Genomic DNA, 24592 nt, shown 5'->3' with positions numbered 1-24592 from the left:
GCTAGGCTGTTGCCATGGCCTTGCTGCGCTCCATTCTTGCCTGCCTGTTTTTAACACCGCCTGCACTGGCGTGCGATCTGGCTTTGGCATTGGCCGTGGATGTATCGGGATCGGTCGACACAAAAGAATATCGGATTCAGATGGACGGATTGGCCGAAGGGTTGCGTGATCCGCTTGTGTCAGAGGCACTGGTGCGCGGGCAGGCGCAATTGATGCTTGTGCAATGGACCGGCTCGTCGCGCCAGAAGGTGACGATCCCCTGGACCAGAATCGACAGCTTTGACGCGCTTGAACGATTTGCCGCTCAGGTCGCCAGCGATCCCAGAGTCTGGCGCAACTTTTCCACGGCCATTGGTGAAGCGCTTGAGATGACGATGTCCAGCTTCGGGGCCGTGTCAGACTGTAAACGCCATCTGATAGACATTTCGGGTGATGGGGTCTCAAACGAAGGGGTAGAGCCGTCCGAACTGCACAATACGCTGCGGAGCAGAGGCGTGACGGTCAACGCCATTGCGATCGAAGAAAGCGAACCGGATCTGACGGCCTATTTCTTTGAAAATGTGATTGTCGGAGAGGGGGCGTTTGTTGTCTCGGCCGCGGGTTTTGCGGACTACCCTGACCGTATCCGGAAAAAGCTGCTGCGCGAGGTTGTGCAACAGTCGGCAGCTTTGGAGCAGCGGCAATAGATTCGTGATCACGATGCTTTTCCCCTGAAAACGCTAACATAATGAAGATTGAATAAACTTTGTGATCACAGTGCGATTTAGTGTGATCACGTATTGGCAAAATTTGCGATTTTGAGCCCATTTTACCCATTTTTACTCAAGCAGCACGTGACAGAGGATCAAAAAAGGGTAAAACGACCGGTAGCCAATGAAAGAGGAGCCGACATGGCCGATGTCAATCGGGGCAACCGCCCGCTCTCGCCACATATTATGATTTACCGCCCGCAGATGACGTCCATGTCATCGATCATGGTCCGTTTTTCGGGGCTGGGTGTTTTCGCCGTTGCAATCCTGATCGTCTGGTGGCTGCTGGCCGCTTCGACCTCGGAAAGCGCGTTTGTCTCCATCGACGGATTTCTGCGCAGTTGGTTCGGCGATATCCTCTTGACCCTCGCCACTTGGGCGCTTTGGTATCACACGCTTGGTCGCTTGCGACATGTCTTGTGGGATTTCGGCTATTGCCTTGACGTTAAAGTCGCCGAAAAACTGGGTCTGGGCATGTTCATTGGCGCGACCCTCCTCACCGTTATCACCGTGCTTGTGGTGTAAGGAGACGGCACATGCGATATCTGACAGACCGTAAACGCGCACAGGGTTTGGGTGCAGGAAAATCCGGCACACGAACACATTGGCAGGTGATGGTTCGGGCAATGATCCTGACCGTGTTGATTCCGATATTCATATTCACGTTCGGAGCAGGCCTTGGCGGCACCTACGAAGAGGTTGTGGCCTATTTCAGCCGCCCCTTCCCGGCGATCGTAACTGCCCTAACTTTGATAGTGGGCATGCTTCAGTTGATGTACGAAGCTCAGGAAACGATCGAGGATTATGTTCACGGAATTATGGAAAAAGTCTCTCTCGTTGCGATGTGGGCCCTGGGCTACACGCTGATTGCGGCCGGGCTGTTCGCCTTGGTCAAGCTGGCCCTGTAACGGCGCGCGATAAGGAACAAGAAGAATGACAGCAGCATATGAATATGAAACCCACGAATACGACGTCGTTGTCGTAGGCGCAGGTGGTGCGGGTCTGCGTGCAACGCTTGGCATGGCAGAGCAAGGCCTGCGAACAGCCTGCATCACCAAGGTGTTCCCGACACGCTCTCACACAGTCGCTGCGCAGGGCGGTATCGCGGCATCCCTGTCCAACATGGGCCCAGACCATTGGCAGTGGCATATGTACGACACCGTCAAAGGCTCTGACTGGCTGGGTGACACCGACGCCATGGAATACCTGGCCCGCGAGGCGCCCAAAGCGGTTTACGAGTTGGAGCACTATGGCGTGCCGTTCAGCCGTACCGAAGAAGGTAAGATCTATCAGCGGCCATTCGGTGGTCACACCACTGAGTTTGGTGAAGGTCCTGCTGTTCAGCGTACCTGTGCCGCCGCAGACCGGACCGGTCACGCGATTCTGCATACGCTGTACGGCCAATCGCTGAAGAACAACGCCGAGTTCTATATCGAATACTTCGCCATCGACCTGATCATGTCAGACGATGGTCAGTGTCAGGGTGTCGTCTGCTGGAAGCTGGACGACGGGACGATGCATGTCTTCAACGCAAAGATGGTGGTGCTGGCGACCGGCGGTTATGGCCGCGCCTATTTCAGCGCAACCTCTGCCCATACCTGCACCGGCGACGGTGGCGGCATGGTGGCCCGTGCAGGTCTTGCGTTGCAGGATATGGAGTTTGTTCAGTTCCACCCGACCGGCATCTACGGCTCGGGTTGTCTGATCACCGAAGGCGCGCGCGGCGAAGGCGGTTACCTGACCAACTCGGAAGGTGAACGGTTCATGGAGCGTTATGCGCCCCAATATAAGGACCTTGCGCCGCGCGACTATGTCTCGCGCTCGATGACCATGGAGATCCGTGAAGGCCGGGGTCACGGTGAGAATGGCGACCACATTCACCTGAACCTCAGCCACCTTCCGGCCGAAGCACTGGCCGAGCGCCTACCGGGAATCTCGGAATCGGCGCGTGTATTTGCGGGCGTCGATGTGACCAAGGAACCGATCCCGGTTCTGCCGACCGTGCACTATAACATGGGCGGTATCCCAACCAACTATTGGGGCGAGGTGCTTAACCCGACTGCTGACGACCCAACCGCTGTTGTCCCCGGCCTAATGGCCGTGGGTGAGGCTGGCTGTGCCTCGGTCCATGGTGCGAACCGATTGGGTTCGAACTCGCTGATTGACCTTGTGGTGTTTGGCCGCGCGGCGGCGATCCGCGCCGGTGAAGTTGTGGATGCGAAGGCTCCGAACCCGGTTCTGAACCAGGCGTCGGTCGACAAGGCCTTTGATCGCTTCGACGCAGTGCGGAACGCAAGCGGAGCCGTTCCGACCGCCGATCTGCGGCTTGAGATGCAGCGGACCATGCAAGAGGACGCCGCCGTATTCCGGACCGCCAAAACGATGGCCGAAGGCGTCGAAAAGATGACGGCGATTGCCGCCAAGATGGACGATCTTAAGGTCAGCGACCGCTCGTTGGTCTGGAACAGTGACCTTATGGAAACGCTGGAACTGACCAACCTTATGCCAAGCGCGCTGGCCACCATTGTCGGAGCTGAGGCGCGCAAGGAATCCCGCGGCGCGCACGCGCACGAAGACTACACCGAACGTGACGATGAAAACTGGCGCGTTCACACCGTCAGCCGGGTTGAGGGCAACAAGGTTGAACTCAGCTATCGCCCGGTCATCGTCGACCCGCTGACCACCGAAAACGAAGGTGGCATCAGCCTCAAGAAAATCGCGCCCAAGGCGCGGACGTTCTAAGGAGAGGAACACATGGTACAACTGACCCTCCCCAAGAATTCACGGATTACGACGGGGAAAACCTGGCCCAAGCCTGAGGGTGCAAAGAATGTTCGTAAGTTCCAGATTTATCGCTGGAACCCGGATGACGGCAAAAACCCACAGCTCGACACCTATTTTGTCGATATGGACAGCTGTGGCCCGATGGTTCTGGACGCACTGATCAAGATCAAGAATGAGATCGACCCGACCCTGACCTTCCGCCGATCATGCCGCGAAGGCATCTGCGGGTCCTGCGCGATGAACATCGACGGGATCAACACGCTGGCCTGTGTCTATGGCATGGATGAAATCAAGGGAGACGTGAAAATCTACCCACTGCCGCACATGCCGGTGGTCAAGGACCTGATCCCTGATCTGACGCATTTCTATGCGCAGCACGCGTCGATCATGCCATGGCTGGAAACCAAGACCAACCGTCCTGCGAAAGAGTGGAAGCAGTCTATTGAGGACCGCAAGAAACTCGATGGTCTGTATGAATGCGTGATGTGCGCCAGCTGCTCGACCTCGTGCCCAAGCTATTGGTGGAACGGTGACCGCTATCTTGGGCCCGCAGCGTTGCTGCACGCCTATCGCTGGATCATCGACAGTCGGGATGAAGCCACGGGTGAGCGTCTGGATGAACTTGAAGACCCCTTCAAGCTGTATCGGTGCCACACGATCATGAATTGCGCCAAGACCTGCCCGAAAGGTCTGAACCCGGCCAAGGCGATCGCTGAAATCAAAAAAATGATGGTCGACCGTTCGATCTAGGTACCCAAAAAAAATGCACTTGCCGTTTTGCGGCAAGTGCATGGCGAGGTTGCAAAACTATGCGATGTTGCCAGCCCTGAACGAGACTATCTTGCGTGCAGGGAGGAGTGATTGAACCGAAAGGGATCGCTCCGATGAAAAAACAAACCTCTAAAACAAAAGCAGCCGAAGCGCTGGAATTGCTGGAACAGGCTTGGGCTTACTACGCGCCAGAACCCGCAGCGGTATCAGATGCTCGTGAGCCTGAGCTGTTTGAATACGCAAACGCCGCCTGACGCTTGAAATCGCGGTTGGGTTGGGCAACAGATAGAAATGCCCATCTTGTTGCTTCTGTTGGCCGCCGGAGTATTCGCCTATTTCTTTTGGCGGTCACGAACGTCTTCTTTGACGCGCGACTGTAGGTGGCGGCAGCATCGTAAGGAAGGCGTCTGGAAATGCACCTATTGCGGCGCGCAGCAAAAGGGCGAGGATGCGCCTACAATTTGCTTAAATGGGAAATAGAAGGGCAGGGCGCTAACTGCGCCCTGTTTATTCAGTCATTGTCCGAAAAAGCTGAGTGCAGGGCGATCTCGACCATATCGCCGAAACTGCTTTCGCGTTCTGACGAGGGCAAGGCCTCACCGGTCAGCAAGTGGTCAGAGACCGTCAGAACAGCCAACGCCCGGCAGTCGTGGCGCGCGGCCAGAATGTAAAGCTCTGCGGCCTCCATCTCGACCCCAAGAATGCCGTGGCGCACCATCTGTTCGTTCAGATCGGGGCGTTCATCGTAGAATACGTCGGACGAGTATATTCCGCCGATATGGGTGGGCGTTCCTTTGGCCGCCGCCGCCCGTGCGGCCGCCTGCAGCAATCCCCAATCGGCGCAAGGCGCAAAGTTCAGTTCTTTAAGGATACCACGAGACGGAGTGCTGAGCGTTGTCGAGGTCATCGCCAGGATCACATCGCGGATTTTAACGCTTTCCTGCATGGCCCCGCAGGATCCGATGCGGATCAAGGTTTTTGCATCATAGTCACGGATCAATTCGTTGGCGTAGATCGACAAGGATGGCATGCCCATACCGCTGCCCTGAATCGTTACGGGGTTCCCTTTCCAGGTTCCTGTAAAGCCCAGCATACCCCGCACATTATTGACCAGAGTCGCTTTCTCTAAAAAGTTTTCTGCTGCCCATTTTGCCCGATACGGATCACCGGGCAAAAGAACTGTTTCAGCGATTTCACCGTGTTTCGCGCCGATATGAATTGTCATTCTTCAGTCAATTCCTTTCAGATTTCCAGGTCCGAAATATCAGCGCCGGCTTTCAAAGCGTCATGAACCCATTGCGGTTTACGCCCCCGGCCTGACCAGGTTTGATCAGGGTTGGCAGGGTTTTTGTACTTGGCGTTTGCCTTTTTTCCTTTTGATGACTTTGAGCTGACACCCGATAGTTCCGCAAGAGAAAACCCAAATTCCGCTGCGGCCTTTTCAGCAGCTTTCAAAGCCTCTTGGCGTTCGCGTTTTTCTGCATTTTTCAGTGCTATTGCAACTTTGTCGCTCAATTCAAGAAGTTCCTTTCGCGACATTTTTTCAAGGCTTATCGCCATTCGTCTTCTCCATTCCGAAAATTGACCCAAGCAGACGTAATGGCCCACCGTTGTTTCAAAATCGGTATCTATCCATCTCTTGCCAAAAGGCAATAGATATAGACATTATTAGGTTGTTGTAGTGTTATTCCGCCGCCATATTTTGCGGATCAACCAGCGTTACGATATCCCCCATTATCGCATTAAGCTCAAAATTCTTGGGTGTATAGATTTTGGAAACACCCATTGCCCTGAGTTTTGCAGCATCTTCATCTGGGATAATCCCGCCAACAACCACGGGGATATTGTCCAACCCGGCATCGCGCAAACGACTCATGACATCCTGCACCAGCGGTATGTGGCTTCCTGACAGGATCGACAGACCAATAACATGCGCTTGGTCTTCAATAGCGGCTGTTACGATTTCTTCCGGAGTTAATCGGATGCCCTCATAACTGATATCCATGCCGCAGTCGCGGGCGCGAAACGCGATTTGTTCGGCGCCGTTGGAATGGCCGTCCAGCCCGGGCTTGCCGACCAGGAATTTCAGACGGCGGCCCAGCTTGTCACTGACAGCGTCAACAGCGGCACGCAAATCCTCAAGACCCTCTGTCTTGTTCGACACGGACTCAGATACACCTGTTGGACCACGGTAGGTTCCGAAAACCTTGCGCATCTCCTCCGCCCACTCGCCCGTTGTCACACCCGCCTTGGCAGCAGCGATCGAGGGTTCCATTACGTTGGCTCCTGATTGGGCCGCTTGGCGCAGCGCGGCCAGGGCTGTGACAACGGCGGTGTCATCACGTTTGGCACGCCATGTGTTCAGCCGGTCGATTTGGTCCTGCTCCACCGCAGGATCGACAACCATGATCCCGCCATCCTCGGTTTGCAGGGGCGAGGGCTCTCCCTCAGTCCATTTATTCACACCAACCACAACAGTCTCGTTACGTTCAATACGGTTGAGGCGTTCGGCGTTGGAATCCACAAGACGAGACTTCATGTATTCGATAGACGCGACCGCACCCCCCATCGCATCCAGGTTTGCCAGCTCGGCGCGTGCACCGTCCTTAAGCACTTCAACTTTTGCGTCGACCACGGGGTTTCCGTCGAACAGGTCTCCGTATTCCAACAGGTCGGTTTCATAGGCCAGAATCTGCTGCATCCTCATAGACCATTGCTGATCCCACGGGCGAGGCAGGCCAAGGGCTTCATTCCACGCGGGCAACTGCACGGCACGTGCGCGGGCCTTTTTTGACAGGGTTACAGCTAACATCTCGATCAGGATGCGGTAGACATTGTTTTCAGGCTGCTGTTCGGTCAGGCCAAGCGAGTTCACCTGAACGCCATACCGGAATCGGCGGAATTTTGGGTTCTCGACGCCATAGCGTTGTTGCAGGATTTCATCCCAAAGATCGACAAAAGCCCGCATTTTGCACATTTCGGTAATAAAGCGAATTCCTGCATTCACAAAAAACGAAATCCGGCCGCAGAGTGCCGGGAAATCCTCAGCCGGTACGCGTGGGCGCAGCTCGTCCAGAACGGCGATGGCTGTTGCAAGCGCGTAGGCCAGTTCCTGTTCCGGTGTCGCGCCCGCCTCTTGCAGGTGATAGGAGCACACGTTCATCGGGTTCCACTTGGGAACATTCGAATAACAATACTCAGCGACATCCGCGATCATCTTGAGTGACGGCTTGGGCGGGCACACATAAGTTCCACGGCTTAGGTATTCTTTGATCAGATCGTTTTGCACCGTTCCCTGCAACTGAGAGACATCTGCGCTCTGCTCCTCGGCCACCGCGATATATAGCGCCAGCAGCCACGGCGCTGTCGCGTTGATCGTCATCGAGGTGTTCATCTGCTCCAACGGAATCTGGTCGAACAGAACGCGCATATCTCCGAGATGGCTGATCGGTACACCGACCTTGCCAACTTCGCCGCGTGCCAGCGTGTGGTCGCTGTCATATCCGGTTTGGGTCGGCAAATCGAATGCGACCGACAAACCGGTTTGCCCCTTGGCCAAATTTCCACGGTACAGCGCATTTGACGCCTTGGCGGTGGAATGACCGGCATAGGTTCGGATGAGCCAGGGGCGATCTTTCTGCGACTGCGTCATATCTGATCCTCGTGAATCGACTGAGTAAGAATATTGCGTTACAAGGTTCTAAATCGCAATTTTAGGGATATGTCAATTCGCTGCGTTGCGGCATCTGGCCTGTTCAGATTGTAGGGCAGGAGGATTGGTGGCAGTGTGCAGCCATGACTAAGACCGTTGAGCTTCCGCTTTGGCTGTTTTTGCTGATCCTGGTGTTTGCCGCGGTCACGTTTGCCTCGCATTTTCTTTTCCCTTCTGTGCGTTGGTTTTTCCGGCGTCGTCTTGAGCGCGCGGTAAAACGCCTGAACGAACGCCTGCAGCGACCGATCCAGCCGTTCAAACTGGCGCGTCGGCATGACATGATTCAACGCCTGATATATGACCCACAGGTCGGACACGCCGTTCAGAGCTTTGCCAAGGAGGAGCGCGTTCCCGAGGCCGTGGCGTTCGAAACCGCGCGCCGGTACGCGCGAGAGATCGTTCCATCCTTTTCCGCAGTAGCCTATTTCAGCGTCGCCATTCGTCTGGCGCGCATGCTGAGCAATGCGTTTTACAACGTGCGGCTCAGCTATATGGACGAAAAAGCCCTGCGTAATATAGACCCTGAAGCCACGGTTGTTTACGTGATGAACCATCGCAGCAACATGGACTATGTCCTGGTGACCTATCTGGCCGCCAATCAATCAGCTCTTTCTTATGCGGTGGGGGAATGGGCCAGAGTTTGGCCTCTCAGCCGTTTGATCCGCGCAATGGGGGCTTACTTTATTCGCCGCAAGTCGGGCAGCGAGCTCTACCGTCAGGTGCTGGCCTGCTATGTGCGGCACGCGACCGAGGCCGGTGTTACCCAGGCAATGTTCCCCGAAGGCGGGCTGAGCCTGACCGGAGGATTGGGGCGACCGAAGCTGGGCCTGCTCAAGTACATCATCGATGCTGCCGACCCCGAAGGTCGGGACGTTGTGTTCGTGCCGGTAGCCTTGAATTATGACCGCGTGCTTGAAGATACGATTTTGACCAAAGCGGCACTGGGAAACCAACGTCGTTTCCGGGCGAGGATTGGGGTCATTGCGTGGTGGATAATCAAACAAATCGGTCGACGGCTGGTCGGTCGTTACAAGCGCTTTGGCTTGGCATCCGTCCGGTATGGGCAGCCGATCTCGCTTGGGGCATTTCGGATGGATCACGAAGCGGATCTTACAACTGATCTGGCCCGCGATCTGATGGCAGGGCTTAAAGACGCCCTCCCACTGGTCCCGGGCCCTGCGGCGTGTTGGCTGGTGCAGGAAAAAGGTGAAATCCCCGAGAGTGATCTGATTGCCATGATCGACAAGCTATTGCGGAGCAACGGGGCCGAGACACCCATTGGTCGTGAAGCGATTGAAAGCGGCGTTCAGCAATTGGTGTATCGTCGCATCCTTAAACGCGAAAACGGAAAAATATCCTCGTCCGGTCAAAGGATTGATCTTCTGAATTACTACGCAGCGTCGGCAGCCCTAAGCGAAGAGCGTGTTCTTTCTGCATCTGCAAAAGAAATTTCTGCAGTTGCTGGGTCATAAAATTACAAAAATAGATCAAAATGGGTTGCAATATTGCTTGATGGAAAATATCCATCGGGTAAAGCCGGCGATTCTGCATCGCGGCAAGGATTGTGGACAAGGGAGGCCAATATGGCTCTGGACACCGACAGTGGCATCGCGTCGTACGAGGCACCGGAAAAAGACCTTTATGAGATGGGTGAGATCCCTCCGATGGGATATGTCCCGAAGCAAATGTATGCTTGGGCCATCCGCAGAGAGCGCCATGGCGAGCCAGATACCGCAATGCAGTTGGAAGTGGTCGACGTCCCAAAGCTGGACAGCCACGAGGTGCTGGTCTTGGTGATGGCTGCTGGCGTGAACTATAACGGTGTCTGGGCGTCGCTGGGCAAACCGATCAGCCCGTTTGACGGTCATGGACAGCCGTTCCACATCGCCGGGTCCGATGCATCCGGTATCGTTTGGGCGGTGGGTGACAAGGTCAAGCGCTGGAAAGTAGGGGACGAGGTTGTCATTCACTGCAATCAGGATGACGGCGATGACGAATACTGCAATGGCGGCGATCCGATGTATTCCCCAAGCCAGCGAATCTGGGGCTATGAAACACCGGACGGCTCATTTGCTCAGTTCACAAACGTACAGGCCCAGCAGTTGATGCCGCGCCCAAAACATCTGACCTGGGAAGAAAGCGCGTGCTACACCCTGACCCTGGCCACCGCATACCGGATGTTGTTTGGACATGAACCGCACGACCTGAAGCCGGGTCAAAATGTTCTTGTCTGGGGCGCGTCGGGTGGTTTGGGCTCGTACGCGATCCAGTTAATCAATACCGCAGGTGCCAACGCGATCGGCGTGATCTCGGACGAAAGTAAACGAGATTTTGTCATGGGGCTTGGCGCCAAAGGCGTGATCAACCGTAAAGACTTCAACTGCTGGGGGCAGCTGCCCACGGTGAACACTCCGGAGTATTCAGAGTGGTTCAAAGAGGCCCGCAAATTCGGCAAAGCGATCTGGGATATCACCGGCAAAGGTGTGAATGTCGATATGGTGTTCGAACACCCGGGCGAAAGCACATTCCCGGTTTCAACCTTTGTGGTGAAAAAGGGTGGCATGGTCGTGATTTGCGCTGGAACCACTGGCTATAACCTTACCTTCGACGTGCGCTATATGTGGATGCATCAAAAGCGTCTGCAGGGGTCGCATTTCGCGCATCTCAAACAAGCTGCATCCGCGAACCAGTTGATGATCGAGCGTCGTCTGGATCCGTGCATGTCCGAGGTATTCTCGTGGAAAGAGCTGCCCGAAGCGCATATGAAAATGATGCGAAACGAACACAAGCCCGGCAATATGTCGGTTCTGGTTCAGGCACCGCAGACCGGGATGCGCACCCTGGAAGAGGTTTTGCACGCGCGCAACTGAGCCAGAGTTAAAAAGGCGCTGACGCCCGCAAATCGTTACAACGGTTTGCGGGCGTCCTCTTTTCCGAGGGCAGGTTCAGGTTTTCTAAAGGGTTAGAAACGACACCCCCACTATTTTGGGGGAGTAGAAAGCAGTGAATATGCCGAAAATTATTGCTCATGCTATAGTTGTGTTAACCCTTCGTTAACCGTTTCGGAGAGACCTTGATGGCGCAAAATGAGTGGATACTGGACGTGTTGTCGGACCTCAACGCCTTCGCCGTTGAGAACGGTTTGATCGCGCTGGCCGAGCAGTTGGATGACACCAAACTGATCGCCGCGGCCGAGATCGCGTCCATGCAGGCTAAGGTGCGGACGCCAGCGGATGGGAATAAAACTAGATTTGAGCCAGGTTCTGGAGGATTTGGAAAACACCAGCACGCTGGATGAACTCAGCGATGTTGCCGTTCGGCTGCGGGACAGCCTGAGGGTTGAACACCTCATTTATCATTGGGTCGATGGTGCCGGTGATCAATATGGCTATACGACTTATCCAGATGCTTGGGTCCAGCGGTATCTGGAAAGAAGCTATCATCGCATAGACCCGGTGATCGTGGGATGTTTTCAGCGGTTCCATCCGGTTGATTGGAAAAAACTAGACTGGTCTAGTAAACCGGCCAAGGCATTCCTGAAAGATGCGCAAAGCCACGGCGTCGGCAATCAGGGATATTCGATCCCGATCCGGGGGCCGAATGGGCAATTTGCCTTATTCACCGTCAACCATTCCTGTGACAACAGCACATGGCAGGATTTTGTTGAAAGCCACGGGCGTAGCCTGATTCTGATCGCGCATTATTTCAACCGAAAAGGATTGGAATTTGCGAGTGAGCGGCAACCCGGTTCACCTCGGGGGCTTTCACCGCGCGAGGTGGACGCAATGACTTTGCTGGCGCTGGGCTACAGCCGGGCGCAGGTGGCGCATTCTCTGTCAATCTCCGAGCATACGCTGCGGGTGTATATTGAGGGCGCGCGAGCAAAACTCGGCGCCCAAAACACCACCCACGCCATCGCGACGGCACTCAGCCGGGGATTAATAGTAGTTTAAAGAGGCGCGCGGTCTCAGAACGAGAATTTAACAATGTTTCTGTACCCTTTTCGTTCCTGCAATGGACGACAAGGGGAAAAGTCATGTTGCGTTATCTTTATGCTGACGAATTATACAAATTTCCGGATTTGGCGGACGGGATGTTCCGGGACCGGGCAGACCAGTTTAAAACCCGGTTGGGCTGGGATGTTCGCGTCGATGTAAATGGGCAAGAGAAGGACCAGTACGACGAACTGAACCCCCTTTACGTCATCTGGGAAGAGGCAGATGGCAGTCACGGCGGCTCGATGCGCGTAATGCCCACCACGGGTCCGGTCATGGTAAATGATGTGTTTGGACATCTCACAGGGGGCCAGCCGATCCGCAGCCCGCTGATCTGGGAGGTGACGCGGTTCTGCCTTTCCCGCACCGCCAGCCCTCATACGGCTGGCGCGATCATGTTGAGCGGGGGCGAGTTGATGGAGGGGTTTGGCCTGACCCATATTGCCGGTGTCTTTGACGCGCGCATGATTCGGATTTACCGCCTGATCGGATCGTCGCCGGACGTGCTGGGATCAGAAGGAAAAGGGCGCGATCAGATTTCTGTTGGGCTGTGGCGCTATTCTGCCCAGGATTGCAACCGCGTGGCAAAGCGTGCGGGCATTCCGCGTGAGCTGTCCCGGCTGTGGTTCAAGACGGCATTTGGCGCCGGACGGCAGCAAAGGTTCCCTCTTTCGGCGTGATCGGGAAAACCCAAATCAGTCTCTGGTGATAGCTGGCGTAGCCCTGTAGGGTCGCGCCATGTCTTTGCCTCCTGTCACTTTCTCAGACGATCAGGCCGCCGCCTACGACAGCATCTCCGAGATGTTGAAAGCGGCCGGTGTCGATCTGGATGATGACGCGCTGTTAAAACTACCGGGTGGCGGCAAGTCTGGTGTCATGGCGGTGATCGGAAAGGCAGGATCGGGCAAAACCCTGCTATTGGCCGAGCTTTACAAGGCGCTTGCGGGAACCGGTGTTCAGATCGTTTCGGGCGATTTCGAAAGCCGCAAAGCGCGGGATAAGCGAAGCCTTGCGATATTGGCGCCCACCAACAAGGCCGCAAGCGTCCTGCGTCTGCGCGGTGTGCCGGCCACAACCATTCACCGGATACTCTATACACCGGTCTATGATCCGGAATACGAGCGGATCGCCGAATGGCTGGCGGGCAATGACGAACGCCCCGAGATCGAGGGCCTGACGGATGAGGCATTGGATCGCGCCGCCGCGTTTTATGAAAAGAACAAATCTATTCCCGGTGCGCTGGCGGCGGCTGGTTTGCGCGGGTCTGACTTCATCACTGGCTGGAAACGCCGGGATGAGCCGCTGGATATCGGATTCGTTGACGAAGCCTCGATGCTGGACGACCGGCAATTCGAAGACCTGAAAGAAATCTTTCCGACCCTTCTTCTGTTTGGTGATCCGGCGCAGCTGGCCCCTGTTAACCAATCGGGTGGCATGGTGTTCGATGCTCTGCCGGAGCCACGCAAGCAAATCCTGCACAGGGTTCACCGGCAGGATGCGGATAATCCCATCCTCGATCTTGCGCACGCATTGGCGGATCCTCAGATGGGGTTCGAAGACTTCGAACGTCTTGTCGAACAGACTGCCCGGCAGGATGACCGCGTGGTCTGGGGGCAGCGGGTTGAGGTTGATCTTATGGCGCGCAGCCCGGTTCTGGTCTGGCGCAACGCGACGCGCATTCGGTTGATACAGGCTTTCCGAAATGTACACGGCGCGCCGGACACAGAGTTGTTGGAAGGTGAACCCCTTATTTGCGACGGTATCGAACTGCCCCTAAAGCACCGCAAAAAGCGGCTGGACCTTGAGGCACGTGGTTTGATCAAGGGCGCGCAGGTGATTTACCTGGGGCCGGGTCGCAAGCCGGGGTTTTCTCGTTTGCATGTGATGGGTGCCGAAGACCCTCAGGTCAGTGCCGCGTCGATCGTCAAGATTGAGAAACCCGACGAAGAAGAACCATTTATCCCATACGCCGCGCGCATGGGCGCAACCTTTTTGCACGGGGCCGCAGTGACGATACACAAGGCCCAAGGGTCGCAGTGGGACACGGTTCAGGTTTTTGCTCCGGACATTTACGCGGCTGCCCGGATGGGCCGGACCGAGGCCGGGCAACCCTTGTGGAAGCGGCTGGCCTATGTGGCAATTACGCGTGCGCAGCAAAGTTTGATCTGGGTGGTCCGCAACCGGCTGGCTAAACCCACCCATGCGCTGCGCGTTGACGATCTGCGCGCCGTCCCGGCGGCGGCGCTGGAATTAGAGGCAGAAGAGACATGAGCACCATCATCATTACCGGCGCAAGCTCGGGCATTGGCCGCGCGACAGCCGAGCTGTTTTTGAACGAAGGCTGGACCGTTGGCTTGCTGGCCCGTAATGCAGACAAGCTGCACGACATGGCGGCGGATCACAAAAATGCGCTTCCGTTAGCTGCGGACGTTACAAATTCGGATGCGGTACAGGCAGCCTTCCGGGCTTTTTGGGACAAAGCTGACCGGTTGGATGTTCTGTTCAACAATGCCGGGATATTCGCCCCTGGCGGAACGATTGATGAGATCGAGCTGGAAGATTGGTATCAAAGCGTGAACGTGAACCTGAATGGTATGTTCCTCTGTGCGCGCGAAGCCTTTCGGATCATGCGGCACCAGACCCCTCAGGGTGGGCGTATCATCAATAATGGTTCAATCGCTGCTTATGTGCCGCGACCGAACTCGGTGCATTATTCAGCGACGAAACATGCCATCACGGGCCTGACCCGCAGCTTGTCTTTGGACGGGCGCGATTTCGGGATTGCCTGCGGTCAGATCGATATCGGCAATGCGCGCACGCCGATGGTGCAAGGGTTGGTGGATGCTGCGATTGAGGCAGGGCGACAGCCCGACCCGACCATGGCTGTCGAAGACGCGGCGCGGTCGGTGCTTCACATGGCGACCCTGCCTCCCGAGGCAAACGTGCAGTTCATGACCGTCATGGCCACGACAATGCCCTATATCGGGCGCGGTTAGGTCTTTAGTTCTCGCGCAGCAGGCGGAATGCCGTCGACGCGCCCCACCCTGCGGCAATCGCGATGACCAGCGACATTAAACCATACCAGACCGGCTGCTCGCGGGACATGCTGTAAAGGAATCGTTCCAGCCCGACCTTGCGCACATCAATGACCGTTTCGTATTGCGACACGACCTCGCCGTTCCGTGTCAGAAAGATACGCGCCGAATAGTTGCCCTCGGTCAGGTCAGCGGGCATCGCGATTGAGGTGCGGAACAGGGTCTGTTCATCCACCGCCACGGTGTTTTCGCGGATGGAATACAAATCCTCGCTTTCACGAATGCGGATGACTGCGTCCGCAAAGTCCTGAGCGCCGCGGATATGCATGGCTGCCCCGACCGACCGGATAGCGCGTTCGATGGAAACCCGATAACGCAAGTCTTCAGTATCGGTGAGGATATCATCCAACGGCCCGCTCGTGGCAACGGCGTAGAAGCTGGGCGCGAGATCGACAAGAACACTGTCAGTGTTGACCCAAATCCCCAGCTTGCGTTCCTTGCGCCGGACGGTCACAGGACCTGATGGCCCGGCCACGGCGACGATCACCTCAAGCGGGGGACCTTCCGGTATGGGTGTTTCCCGTTTCACAGCACCAAAGATCAGGATTTCAGATCCGTCAAACGTCGCGGTGATGGCAACGCGATCCTGGCTGAGACCCAGCACAACTTGTTCTTCAACAGCCAAGGCCGGAGTGCAGCACAGAACCAGCAGGACAATCAGGCGTTTCAGCATGATCAATGGCCCCCTGCGGTGCCCAGAGAATAAAGCTCGGACGGTTCAATCAACAAATCTAGCGCCAGCTTGCCGCAAACCACCAGAACCAGCGCGGCCAACAACACCCGCAACTGCTCGGCTGGCATGCGCGCTCCGATCACTGTGCCGATCTGCGCGCCTACAACACCGCCGATCAGAAGCAAGACGGCCAGAACGATGTCTACGGTATAGTTCGTTGTCGCGTGCAACATCGTTGTAAAGCCGGTCACGAAGATGATCTGAAACAACGACGTCCCAACCACGACTTTCGTGGGCATGCCCAACAGGTAGATCATTGCGGGCACCATGATGAACCCACCGCCAACGCCCATGATGGCTGACAAGACACCAACGCAAAGCCCAACGAGGATGGGTGGAATGACCGAGATATAAAGCCCCGAGGTGCGGAATCGCATCTTGAACGGCATGGAGTGCACCCATCCGCGCTGTCGCCGCTTTGAAGGTGCCGCTAAGCCCTTTCGCGATTTACGCAGCGCACGCAGGCTTTCGATGAACATCAGGCCGCCAACCACACCAAGAAAAATGACGTAACACAGCGTCACCAACAGATCGACCTGGCCCAAACTTTTGAGATAGTTGAACACCACAACCCCAAGTCCGGCGCCAGTTAACCCGCCGACCAACAAGACCGTGCCCATCCTCAGATCGACTGTCTTTCGTCTAAGATGCGCCAGCACACCGGAAAAGGACGACGCAACGATCTGGTTGGCTTCGGTTGCGACGGCAACCGCTGGGGGGATGCCGATGAAGAACAGAAGTGGGGTCATCAAGAAACCGCCACCCACACCGAACATGCCCGAAAGCACGCCGACCATTCCCCCCAACCCCAGCAAGAGAAAGGCATTCACGGAAACTTCGGCAATAGGAAGGTAAATCTGCATTTGGAATTACCGGATGACCACGGACGGATCACGCGGGGCGATCCGGCCCGTCTCATACCACTGGGGTGAGGCATTAATACGGCGCACAGAAAGTGGCGGTATGGCGAATATCGGCGTGACCGAAGTGTATTCGGTCAACCGGTTTGGCTGGTCAGAAAAGCAACCCCCGTGATTGGGGTGTTCACGTGTTTCCATTTCCCCGATGGGGTTTGATCCGCGCTGGGCTATCACAGGAAATACGCACATACCCCTTTAGAACGGTTGCGGCATTCAAAATCAACTCTGTATGCCGCTCTGCAGCAAACAGGAATGAAATGAGTTCGCAACTGGACTTATCAGCGCTCCTTCACATAGGGCTCTCCTCCGGCACGGGGCGGTATGGCTTTGCCCACGAAACCGGCTAGAATGACCACCGTCAGGATATAGGGCAGGGCGTCCATGACCTGCACCGGGATAATTATGCCCCCAAGGTCAATGTTCTGGAATCGCAGCGCAATCGCTTGCAGCAGGCCGAACAGCAGGCAGGCCCACATCGCATGCCAAGGTCGCCATTTCGCAAAGATCAGCGCAGCAAGCGCGATGAAGCCGCGCCCGGCGGTCATCTCTTTGACAAAACCGGCCTGCAGGGCCGTGGCAAGGTAAGCCCCGGCTATCCCGCACAGGACACCACAGATGGCGACTGCTGCAAAACGCAAACCAACGACCGACACACCGGCTGTATCCACCGCCGCAGGGTTTTCGCCGACCGCGCGTAGGCGCAGGCCAAACCGGGTACGGTACAAAACCCACCATGTCAGCGGGACCATCAGGAACGCGACGTAAACAAGGATCGAATGACCTGACAAAAGTTCCGAATAGACCGGTCCGATGATCGGAGCTGCATCAAGCGCTTCGGCAAAAGGAAAACTGATCGGCTCAAACCGGCCTCCGCCAAACAGTGATGGTGTTCGGCCGCCCTGTTGGAACCAACTCTGAGCGATAAGTACGGTGAGACCTGAGGCCAGGAAATTGATCGCAACGCCCGATATCAGCTGATTGCCCCGGAACGTGATTGAGGCGACGCCGTGCAGTGCAGACAGAAGCAGCGACGCGCCAATACCTGCCATAAGGCCCAGCCAGACAGATCCCGTCACCGCAGCCACAGCGGCTGAGAAAAAGGCAGACATCAGCATCTTGCCTTCCAGGCCGATATCAAAAATGCCCGCGCGTTCGGAATAGAGCCCGGCCAGACAGGCCAACAGCAGCGGTGTCGCCAGGCGGATTGTCGAGTCGAGGACCTGAACCAGAGTAACAAAAAACTCCATCACTCTGCCCCCTTCCGCAGACCAAGGAACAGTTTTTCAAGCGGTATCCGCACCATATTATCCAATGCCCCGGTGAACAGGATTACCAAAGCCTGAATCACCACGATCAGCTCGCGCGGGATCGACGTCCACAGCGCCAGTTCCGCACCGCCCTGATACAGAAAGCCGAACAGGATCGCCGCGAGGAAAACGCCGAATGGATGCGAACGGCCCATCAAGGCCACAGCGATGCCGATAAAGCCCGCACCCTCGGTCGCGTTCAGAACCAGACGTTCCGCTTCGCCCATCACGTTGTTGATCGCCATAAGGCCCGCCAGCGCCCCCGAGATCAGCATCGCGATGATCGTGATCCGAACCGGTGAAATACCGGCATAGACGGCTCCGGTCTCGGAATGGCCATACGCGCGGATTTCATAGCCCAGCCGTGTGCGCCAGATCAGCGCCCAGACAACCACGCAGGCCAGCAGCGCGACGAAGAATGAGATATTCGCGGGCGCGCCCCGGAAAACAGCGTTTTCCGCAGTTGAGAACATCGATTGGAAGGTCGGCAGGTGCACAGCCTCGGGGAAGCGCGCTGTAGCCGGATCCTGTGACCCCTGCGGGCGCATAACGTTAACCAGCATGTAGTTCAGGAACGCAGCCGCGATAAAGTTGAACATGATCGTGGTGATGACGATATGGCTGCCACGCTTGGCTTGCAGATAGGCCGGGATCGCGGCCCATGCAGCCCCGAACAGCATCGAGGCCGCGCAGGCGGCAAGCAGCGCGATGCTCCAATGTGGCCAGGGAATGTAAAGACAGGCCACGGCGACACCAAGACCGCCCAGCATCGCCTGACCTTCGCCCCCGATGTTGAACAGCCGGGCGTGGAAGGCCACGGCCACAGCCAGCCCGGTGAACATGAAGTTGGTTGCGTAATACAGCGTATAGCCCCACCCATAGGTGGACCCCAACGCCCCCGTGACCATCAGGTTCACCGCCTCGACAGGGTTTTCACCGATGGCCAGAATGACCAGTGCCGAAAGGATTGCGGCCAATATCAAACTGATCAGCGGGATCAGAACAACGTCGGCCCATTTGGGCATTTTTTCCATGTTACGCGGCCTCTCCCGCAACACCGGCCATGAGCAGGCCCAGTTCTTTTTCATCCGTCTCATGGGGCAGGCGCTCGCCCATGATATGTCCGTCAAACATCACCGCGATCCGATCCGACAGCGAGAAGATCTCTTCCAGCTCGACCGAGACCAGCAGGATTGCCTTCCCCTGATCACGCAGCGCGACGATTTGTTTGTGAATGAACTCGATCGCGCCGATATCCACGCCTCGGGTGGGCTGACCAACCAGCAGCAGGTCGGGGTTGCGCTCGATCTCACGTGCGACGACGATTTTCTGCTGGTTGCCGCCTGAAAAGTTTTTCGCAGTCAGCCAGGCATTGGGCGGTCGCACGTCAAACTTTTCGATCTTTCGTTCGGTATCGGCGCGCAGGGCGGCGTTGTCCATGAACAGACCGCGTTTATAAGCCGGGTCGCGGTGATATCCAAACGCCACATTCTCCCACGCGTGGAAATCCATGATCAGACCCTCGCGCTGCCGGTCTTCGGGTACGTGAGCAACGCCTTGTGCCCGTCGGGCCTGACCGTCAGACCCATGCCCTGAAAGTGCCAGCGGTGTGCCGTTCAACCTGATCGTTCCCTGACCGGGGCGCATGCCGCCCAACACCTCAAGCAGCTCGGACTGGCCATTGCCCGCGACGCCGGCGATGCCGACAATCTCGCCTGCGCGCACTGTCAGGTCGATTCCCTTGACGCGCTCAACACCCGCTTCGTCGACCACCCGCAGGTTCTCAACCTCGAGAATGGGTTTGCCGGGTTGTGCCGGAACCTTATCCACCTGCAACAGGACTTTCCGACCAACCATCAGTTCTGCCAACTCCTGCGGGCTGGTTTCTGCGGTTTTCACGGTTGCCGTCATCTGACCACGGCGCATGACGGAAACGGTATCCGTGGCCTCCATGATCTCGCGCAGTTTGTGCGTGATCAGAATAATCGTCTTGCCCTCTTCGCGCAGGCGATGAAGAATTCGGAAAAGCTGATCGGCCTCGGACGGTGTCAGAACACCTGTGGGCTCGTCCAGAATCAGAATCTCGGCCTGGCGATAAAGCGCCTTGAGGATTTCGACGCGCTGTTGCCGGCCCACGCCGATCTCATCAATGCGCTTATCCGGGTCTACGAACAGCTCGTATTCTTCTTCCAGTGCTTTCAATTCCTTGCGCGCTTTTGCCAGCGATGGGGCGAGCATGCCGCCATCTTCGGCGCCCAGAACGATGTTTTCCAGAACGGTGAAATTCTCGACCAGTTTGAAATGCTGGAACACCATCCCGATGCCGGACGCGATTGCCGCCTGGCTGTCTGGGATGTCGGTCTTGGTGCCGTTGATCCAAATCTCACCTTTGTCGGCCTTGTAAAAGCCGTAGAGAATACTCATCAGCGTTGACTTGCCCGCGCCGTTTTCACCGATGATCCCATGAATGGTACCGGGGGCGACGCTGATGGAAATGTCCTTGTTGGCCTGGACTGGCCCAAAGGCTTTCGAAATCCCTTTAAGCTCAATGGCGGGGACTGTCATGTCTTGTCCTCAATAGCCGAAGGGCCGCGCCCATTGCGCGGCGAAGTGGATGCGAGGCGGAGGATCTCCACCGCCCCGCGCGATATCAGAACTGCAGTGCCGGGCAGCTGTCATTCTCGTAATAGCTGACCACCGTGATATTGCCATTGATGATGTCGCTGCGTGCGTCTGCAACGGCTGCGCTCATCTCTTCGGTGACCAGTTCAGCGTTGTTTTCGTCCATTGCGACACCAACGCCTTCTTCCGCCAGACCCATGGTGAATACGCCGGTTTGAACGTCCTCACCTGCTTTCATCGCGTCGTAAACGGCAACGTCCACTCGCTTCAGCATCGAGGTCAGAACCTGGCCTGGGTGCAAATGGTTCTGGTTGCTGTCCACTCCGATCGACAGGATGCCTTCATCAGCGGCAGTTTGCAGGACACCAACGCCGGTACCACCAGCCGCAGCGTAGATCACGTCCGCGCCCTGGCTGATTTGTGCTTTAGTCAACTCGGACCCTTTGACGGGGTCATTCCAGGCTGCCGGGGTCGTGCCTGTCATATTTGCAATGATGTTCACATCCGGGTTCACCGCCTTGGCGCCTTGCGCATAGCCGCAGCCAAAATGACGGATCAGGGGTATGTCCATCCCACCAATGAAACCAACGGTTCCGGACTTCGACGCCATCGCCGCCATCATCCCGACAAGGTAAGAGCCTTCATGTTCGGCAAAGCTGACCTGGCGGATATTCGGTGCATCCAGCCAGTTCACGTCAACGGCAACAAACTTTGTGTTCGGGTAATCACCGGCAACCGCAGCCAATGGATCGGCCATCGCAAAACCCATGGTGATGATCGGGTTCGCACCCGCTTCGGCGAAGCGGCGCAGCGCTTGTTCCCGCTGGGCTTCGGATTGAAGTTCGATTTCGCGATAGGTTTGACCGGTTTGTTCCGCCCAACGTTGCGCGCCGTTATGTGCGGCTTCGTTGAACGATTTGTCGAACTTGCCGCCCAGGTCAAAGATCAGGGCTGGCTCGGCCAAACTTGCACCTGCGGTCAGCGCAACGGCGGCGGCTGCACCCATCAAGGATTTCATCAGGCTCATTTCATACTCCCGTTTGTTTTTGTTGATCGAGGCCACGATAGCCGCGATTACCCGCTGCGAGCGAGCATAATTGTTGTGATGGCGGGAATTAAGGCTGTTTGCAACCGATGTGGTCAATAGGTTTTTGACCGTTTGGTCGAAAAAAAACAGAAATATCGCTTAGGTGAGTATGCGCGCCATAGCGATAGCGTCGATTTTTGTTCCGTTTTCAGACATATAGTAGCCCTTGCGACGACCGCAGGGTGCGAACCCGCAGCGTTTGTAGAGCGCGATTGCCGGTTCATTGTCTGCCGCAACGTCCAGAAAAGCCCGAGTTGCACCAAGTTCCCGGGCACGCGCCTGCCAGTCCTGCATGCAACGCAAGGCCAGACCTTGACGTTGATGGTTGGGGCGCGTGGCGATTGTCAGCAGTTCAGCCTCATCCGCGATGACTTGAAAAACGGAAAAACAACAAGTATTACCAACGGCATAGGTAAACCGGTTGGCCAAAAGATCACTGAATTCTTCGGCCGTCCATGGGCGGGATCGGGTGAAGGCCGCCGCGTGGATGCTCGCCATCTCTTGTGGGGTCATCCGTCCAGCAAAACCGGTGGTGTGTCTTTTGACGGTGCAGCATCGGCAGGTCGCAGATACAGCGGTGCTGGCGGCTCGGTCACCGTGGGCCATCTTTGAAGTGTCAGGCGGGCAATTGCGCGAACCTGCTGTTCGGGGGAGTCGTTCAGGATCAAAGGCCCGAATAATTCTGCCTTTTCCAGGGCCATTAGGGTCGGCTCTTGCCCAGGCAATGCGACATAGACCTGATCGCGTGGAGCGCGTATGGCGGGCAACCCTTCTCTGATTTCTGCGAGCGCATCGAAGCCTGAAACCCCAACGGCTGGAATCCCGAGACCAAGCGCAAGCCCTCGCGCGGCAGACACCGATATTCGGATGCCCGTGAAATTCCCCGGCCCGATACCGACGCCGATTGCCGTCAAGTCGGACCACGTGCAGCCCGCCTCGGCCAGAATTTCTTCAAGCAAAGGCATCAGTCGTTCGGCCTGTCCGCGTGACATAGCCTCGGTTCGGGATGCGATTACTTCGTCACCCTGCAACAAAGCGGCCGCGCAATGCGCGGCCGATGTGTCAAACGCCAGAATGAGCGGATCAGACGGCAACGGGGCGCACCTCGGTCACTTCCGGGATGTAGTGACGCAACAGGTTCTCGATCCCCATCTTCAATGTAAGGGTCGAAGACGGGCAGTTCGCGCAGGCCCCTTGCATATGCAGATAAACAACGCCGCGGTCGAAGCCATGAAAGGTGATATCACCGCCATCCTGAGCCACGGCCGGCCGCACGCGGGTATCCAGCAGATCCTTGATCTGATTAACGACTTCCGCGTCTTCGCCCGAGTGTTCAGCATGACCCGAATTGGTCGTCGCTTCGGCGTCCATAACTGGTTGACCGGACTGGAAATGTTCCATCACGGCACCCAGAATCGCGGGTTTTATGTGATCCCACTGAACGCTGTCCGACTTGGTCACGGTTATGAAATCGTTGCCAAAGAACACGCCTGTCACTCCGTTCACCGTGAAAATCCGTCGTGCCAGGGGAGATTTCTCGCTGGCGTCGGCCGAAGGGAAGTCCGCGGTACCGGCCTCGAGCACCGTTTGACCGGGCAGGAATTTCAGCGTTGCGGGGTTCGGCGTGGATTCGGTTTGGATGAACATGTCATGGCTCCGTTACAGATGCTCCTGATATGCGGGTCAGGGCTTAGGAAGTCAAGATTTGGAACGGTTCTAAATTTCCGCCGCAAGTTGAATTGCATCATCCAGCCGGTCATCGCCCCAGAACAGCTCATCCCCGACCAGAAAACTGGGGGCTCCGAAAATGCCCTTGGCTTGGGCCGTTTTCGTTTGCTCCATCAGCGCGGCCTTGATCGCGGGTTCCTGGCACTGGTTAAGTGTTTCAGCGGCCAGGCCAACTTGGGTGAGGCAGGCGATCAGCACCTCGTCGTCCGAGATATTCCGACCTTCGGCAAATTCGGCAGTGTAAACAGCCCGGATAAACGCAGCTTTCTGAGTTTGGTCCTTGATCGCCAAAACCAGCCGCGCGGCCTTCAGCCCATTCTGGGGAAACGGGTCGGGGCGGGTGAATGTCAGGCCCCTCTGTGCGGTTAACCGTTCCATATCGCGCCACATGTATCGGCCTTTGTCAGGGTAGATATTGAACGGGGTATTATCCAATCCCTGCGCCGCGAAAATCGGGCCAAGCAGGAAAGGGTGCCATTCAACAGTAACGCCGTGCTGCGCCGCAAACTCTTCGATCCGCATCGCGCTCAGGTAAGAATAGGTCGACGCGAATTCGAACCAGAATTGAATCTTGTTTGTCATGGGTCGTCTCAGGTTATTTCTTCCAGTTTTTCCTTACTCAGATCACCGGGGACGATGGTGATCGGGATCGGCAGGCTGCCCGAGTTCTTGGTCAACTGCGTGACAAGGGGACCTGGGCCTTTCTTGTCGACGCCAGCACCCAGAACCAGAACGCCAATTTCGGGGTCCGACCGCACATGCTCGATAATCTGAGCAACCGGTTCACCCTCGCGGATCGCAAGTTCAGGGTCGATATTCTGTTTGTCGCGCATCCACTTGGCGAACACTTCGTAATGGGCGTGGATACGCTCGCGCGCCTCTTCGCGCATCACCTCGGCCACTCCGATCCAATGGTTGAATTCATCTGGTGGGATGACGGACAGGATGGTCACACCGCCGCCAGTGTGGGCCGCGCGCATGGCAGCGAAGCGCATCGCGTTCAGGCATTCGCGACTGTCATCCAGAACAACCAGAAATTTGCGCATGAAGTGTCCTTGTTCATTTCTGGCGATCATGCCCGACCAATTG

The 24592-nt window shown here is 56.6% G+C and carries 28 protein-coding genes; 14 read left to right on the top strand and 14 right to left on the bottom strand.

Annotated elements, in window-relative coordinates:
* Nucleotides 1-14 precede the first annotated feature (14 nt).
* From AC2FIT_RS10005 to AC2FIT_RS09980, 6 genes are all read left to right on the top strand, one after another.
* A complete protein-coding gene (locus AC2FIT_RS10005) occupies nt 15-686 on the top strand; it encodes a DUF1194 domain-containing protein (protein WP_496829034.1) in 672 nt (223 codons plus the stop codon).
* Nucleotides 687-890: 204 nt separating this feature from the next.
* A complete protein-coding gene (gene sdhC, locus AC2FIT_RS10000; RefSeq protein WP_496829032.1) occupies nt 891-1274 on the top strand; it encodes a succinate dehydrogenase, cytochrome b556 subunit in 384 nt (127 codons plus the stop codon).
* A gap of 11 nt (nt 1275-1285) precedes the next feature.
* On the top strand, nt 1286-1657 hold the full coding sequence (locus AC2FIT_RS09995; protein WP_068338132.1) for a succinate dehydrogenase, hydrophobic membrane anchor protein: 372 nt from the start codon (nt 1286-1288) through the stop codon (nt 1655-1657).
* Nucleotides 1658-1682: 25 nt separating this feature from the next.
* Nucleotides 1683-3491 (top strand): succinate dehydrogenase flavoprotein subunit, encoded by a 1809-nt coding sequence (gene sdhA, locus AC2FIT_RS09990; protein ID WP_496829030.1) that lies wholly within the window; start codon nt 1683-1685, stop codon nt 3489-3491.
* A 12-nt stretch (nt 3492-3503) separates the two neighbouring features.
* Complete coding sequence (locus AC2FIT_RS09985; RefSeq protein ID WP_496829028.1) at nt 3504-4283, top strand: succinate dehydrogenase iron-sulfur subunit; 780 nt, start codon at nt 3504-3506, stop codon at nt 4281-4283.
* A 134-nt stretch (nt 4284-4417) separates the two neighbouring features.
* Entirely contained in the window at nt 4418-4558 is a 141-nt protein-coding gene (locus AC2FIT_RS09980) for a hypothetical protein (protein ID WP_496829026.1), read from the top strand.
* 257 nt (nt 4559-4815) lie between these two features.
* Here AC2FIT_RS09980 and deoD read toward each other — a convergent pair whose 3' ends face one another.
* The 3 genes from deoD to AC2FIT_RS09965 all read right to left on the bottom strand — a co-directional run bounded on the left by deoD (nt 4816) and on the right by AC2FIT_RS09965 (nt 7956).
* Complete coding sequence (gene deoD / locus AC2FIT_RS09975; RefSeq protein WP_496829024.1) at nt 4816-5529, bottom strand: purine-nucleoside phosphorylase; 714 nt, start codon at nt 5527-5529, stop codon at nt 4816-4818.
* A 17-nt stretch (nt 5530-5546) separates the two neighbouring features.
* Nucleotides 5547-5864 carry an H-NS histone family protein gene (locus tag AC2FIT_RS09970; RefSeq protein WP_496829264.1) on the bottom strand — a complete coding sequence of 106 codons (318 nt, stop codon included), beginning with the start codon at nt 5862-5864 and terminating at the stop codon, nt 5547-5549.
* 124 nt (nt 5865-5988) lie between these two features.
* A complete protein-coding gene (locus AC2FIT_RS09965) occupies nt 5989-7956 on the bottom strand; it encodes a methylmalonyl-CoA mutase family protein (protein ID WP_496829022.1) in 1968 nt (655 codons plus the stop codon).
* 143 nt (nt 7957-8099) lie between these two features.
* Here AC2FIT_RS09965 and AC2FIT_RS09960 point away from each other — a divergent pair, with 143 nt between their 5' ends.
* From AC2FIT_RS09960 to AC2FIT_RS09930, 7 genes are all read left to right on the top strand, one after another.
* Complete coding sequence (locus AC2FIT_RS09960) at nt 8100-9488, top strand: 1-acyl-sn-glycerol-3-phosphate acyltransferase (protein WP_496829020.1); 1389 nt, start codon at nt 8100-8102, stop codon at nt 9486-9488.
* Between the two features lie 111 nt (nt 9489-9599).
* Nucleotides 9600-10886 carry a crotonyl-CoA carboxylase/reductase gene (gene ccrA / locus AC2FIT_RS09955; protein ID WP_496829018.1) on the top strand — a complete coding sequence of 429 codons (1287 nt, stop codon included), beginning with the start codon at nt 9600-9602 and terminating at the stop codon, nt 10884-10886.
* 206 nt (nt 10887-11092) lie between these two features.
* Nucleotides 11093-11314: a hypothetical protein gene (locus tag AC2FIT_RS09950; protein ID WP_496829016.1), complete on the top strand. Its 222-nt coding sequence runs from the start codon at nt 11093-11095 to the stop codon at nt 11312-11314.
* Nucleotides 11250-11969 carry a helix-turn-helix transcriptional regulator gene (locus AC2FIT_RS09945; protein ID WP_496829014.1) on the top strand — a complete coding sequence of 240 codons (720 nt, stop codon included), beginning with the start codon at nt 11250-11252 and terminating at the stop codon, nt 11967-11969. Before AC2FIT_RS09950 ends, AC2FIT_RS09945 begins: the two co-directional genes overlap by 65 nt.
* A gap of 83 nt (nt 11970-12052) precedes the next feature.
* On the top strand, nt 12053-12691 hold the full coding sequence (locus tag AC2FIT_RS09940) for an acyl-homoserine-lactone synthase (protein WP_496829012.1): 639 nt from the start codon (nt 12053-12055) through the stop codon (nt 12689-12691).
* 58 nt (nt 12692-12749) lie between these two features.
* Nucleotides 12750-14282 (top strand): ATP-dependent DNA helicase, encoded by a 1533-nt coding sequence (locus AC2FIT_RS09935; RefSeq protein WP_496829010.1) that lies wholly within the window; start codon nt 12750-12752, stop codon nt 14280-14282.
* Nucleotides 14279-15007 (top strand): SDR family oxidoreductase, encoded by a 729-nt coding sequence (locus AC2FIT_RS09930; protein ID WP_496829008.1) that lies wholly within the window; start codon nt 14279-14281, stop codon nt 15005-15007. The genes AC2FIT_RS09935 and AC2FIT_RS09930 overlap by 4 nt, the downstream gene beginning before the upstream one ends.
* A 4-nt stretch (nt 15008-15011) precedes the next feature.
* On the opposite strand, the gene AC2FIT_RS09925 is transcribed toward AC2FIT_RS09930, so the two are convergent.
* Together AC2FIT_RS09925 and AC2FIT_RS09920 are read right to left on the bottom strand one after the other, a co-directional pair.
* A complete protein-coding gene (locus AC2FIT_RS09925) occupies nt 15012-15779 on the bottom strand; it encodes a TIGR02186 family protein (protein ID WP_496829007.1) in 768 nt (255 codons plus the stop codon).
* 2 nt (nt 15780-15781) lie between these two features.
* Nucleotides 15782-16702: a sulfite exporter TauE/SafE family protein gene (locus AC2FIT_RS09920; protein ID WP_496829006.1), complete on the bottom strand. Its 921-nt coding sequence runs from the start codon at nt 16700-16702 to the stop codon at nt 15782-15784.
* Between the two features lie 13 nt (nt 16703-16715).
* On the opposite strand from AC2FIT_RS09920, the gene AC2FIT_RS09915 reads away from it, so the two are divergent.
* The gene (locus tag AC2FIT_RS09915) at nt 16716-16874 is read left to right on the top strand and encodes a hypothetical protein (RefSeq protein ID WP_496829004.1); all 159 of its coding nucleotides are present in this window, start codon (nt 16716-16718) and stop codon (nt 16872-16874) included.
* 163 nt (nt 16875-17037) lie between these two features.
* Here AC2FIT_RS09915 and AC2FIT_RS09910 read toward each other — a convergent pair whose 3' ends face one another.
* From AC2FIT_RS09910 to AC2FIT_RS09870, 9 genes are all read right to left on the bottom strand, one after another.
* A complete protein-coding gene (locus AC2FIT_RS09910; protein WP_496829002.1) occupies nt 17038-18006 on the bottom strand; it encodes an ABC transporter permease in 969 nt (322 codons plus the stop codon).
* Complete coding sequence (locus tag AC2FIT_RS09905; protein ID WP_224891537.1) at nt 18006-19100, bottom strand: ABC transporter permease; 1095 nt, start codon at nt 19098-19100, stop codon at nt 18006-18008. The genes AC2FIT_RS09910 and AC2FIT_RS09905 overlap by 1 nt, the downstream gene beginning before the upstream one ends.
* 1 nt (nt 19101) lies before the next feature.
* Nucleotides 19102-20631, bottom strand: a complete 1530-nt coding sequence (locus AC2FIT_RS09900; RefSeq protein WP_496829000.1) for an ABC transporter ATP-binding protein — start codon at nt 20629-20631, stop codon at nt 19102-19104.
* A gap of 85 nt (nt 20632-20716) precedes the next feature.
* Complete coding sequence (locus AC2FIT_RS09895) at nt 20717-21715, bottom strand: BMP family lipoprotein (protein WP_224891539.1); 999 nt, start codon at nt 21713-21715, stop codon at nt 20717-20719.
* A gap of 159 nt (nt 21716-21874) precedes the next feature.
* A complete protein-coding gene (locus AC2FIT_RS09890; RefSeq protein WP_496828998.1) occupies nt 21875-22288 on the bottom strand; it encodes a GNAT family N-acetyltransferase in 414 nt (137 codons plus the stop codon).
* Nucleotides 22285-22869 carry a tRNA (adenosine(37)-N6)-threonylcarbamoyltransferase complex dimerization subunit type 1 TsaB gene (gene tsaB, locus AC2FIT_RS09885; RefSeq protein ID WP_496828996.1) on the bottom strand — a complete coding sequence of 195 codons (585 nt, stop codon included), beginning with the start codon at nt 22867-22869 and terminating at the stop codon, nt 22285-22287. Before tsaB ends, AC2FIT_RS09890 begins: the two co-directional genes overlap by 4 nt.
* Entirely contained in the window at nt 22859-23422 is a 564-nt protein-coding gene (locus AC2FIT_RS09880) for a NifU family protein (RefSeq protein ID WP_496828994.1), read from the bottom strand. Before AC2FIT_RS09880 ends, tsaB begins: the two co-directional genes overlap by 11 nt.
* 69 nt (nt 23423-23491) lie before the next feature.
* Nucleotides 23492-24085, bottom strand: coding sequence for a 2-hydroxychromene-2-carboxylate isomerase (locus tag AC2FIT_RS09875; RefSeq protein ID WP_496828992.1), 594 nt, complete (start codon nt 24083-24085; stop codon nt 23492-23494).
* An 8-nt stretch (nt 24086-24093) separates the two neighbouring features.
* Nucleotides 24094-24549, bottom strand: coding sequence for a universal stress protein (locus AC2FIT_RS09870; RefSeq protein WP_068338174.1), 456 nt, complete (start codon nt 24547-24549; stop codon nt 24094-24096).
* Between the last annotated feature and the right edge of the window lie 43 nt (nt 24550-24592).

This window comes from Ruegeria sp. YTSA135 (genome assembly GCF_059610165.1).
This window is presented reverse-complemented; position numbering and strand designations above follow the sequence as displayed.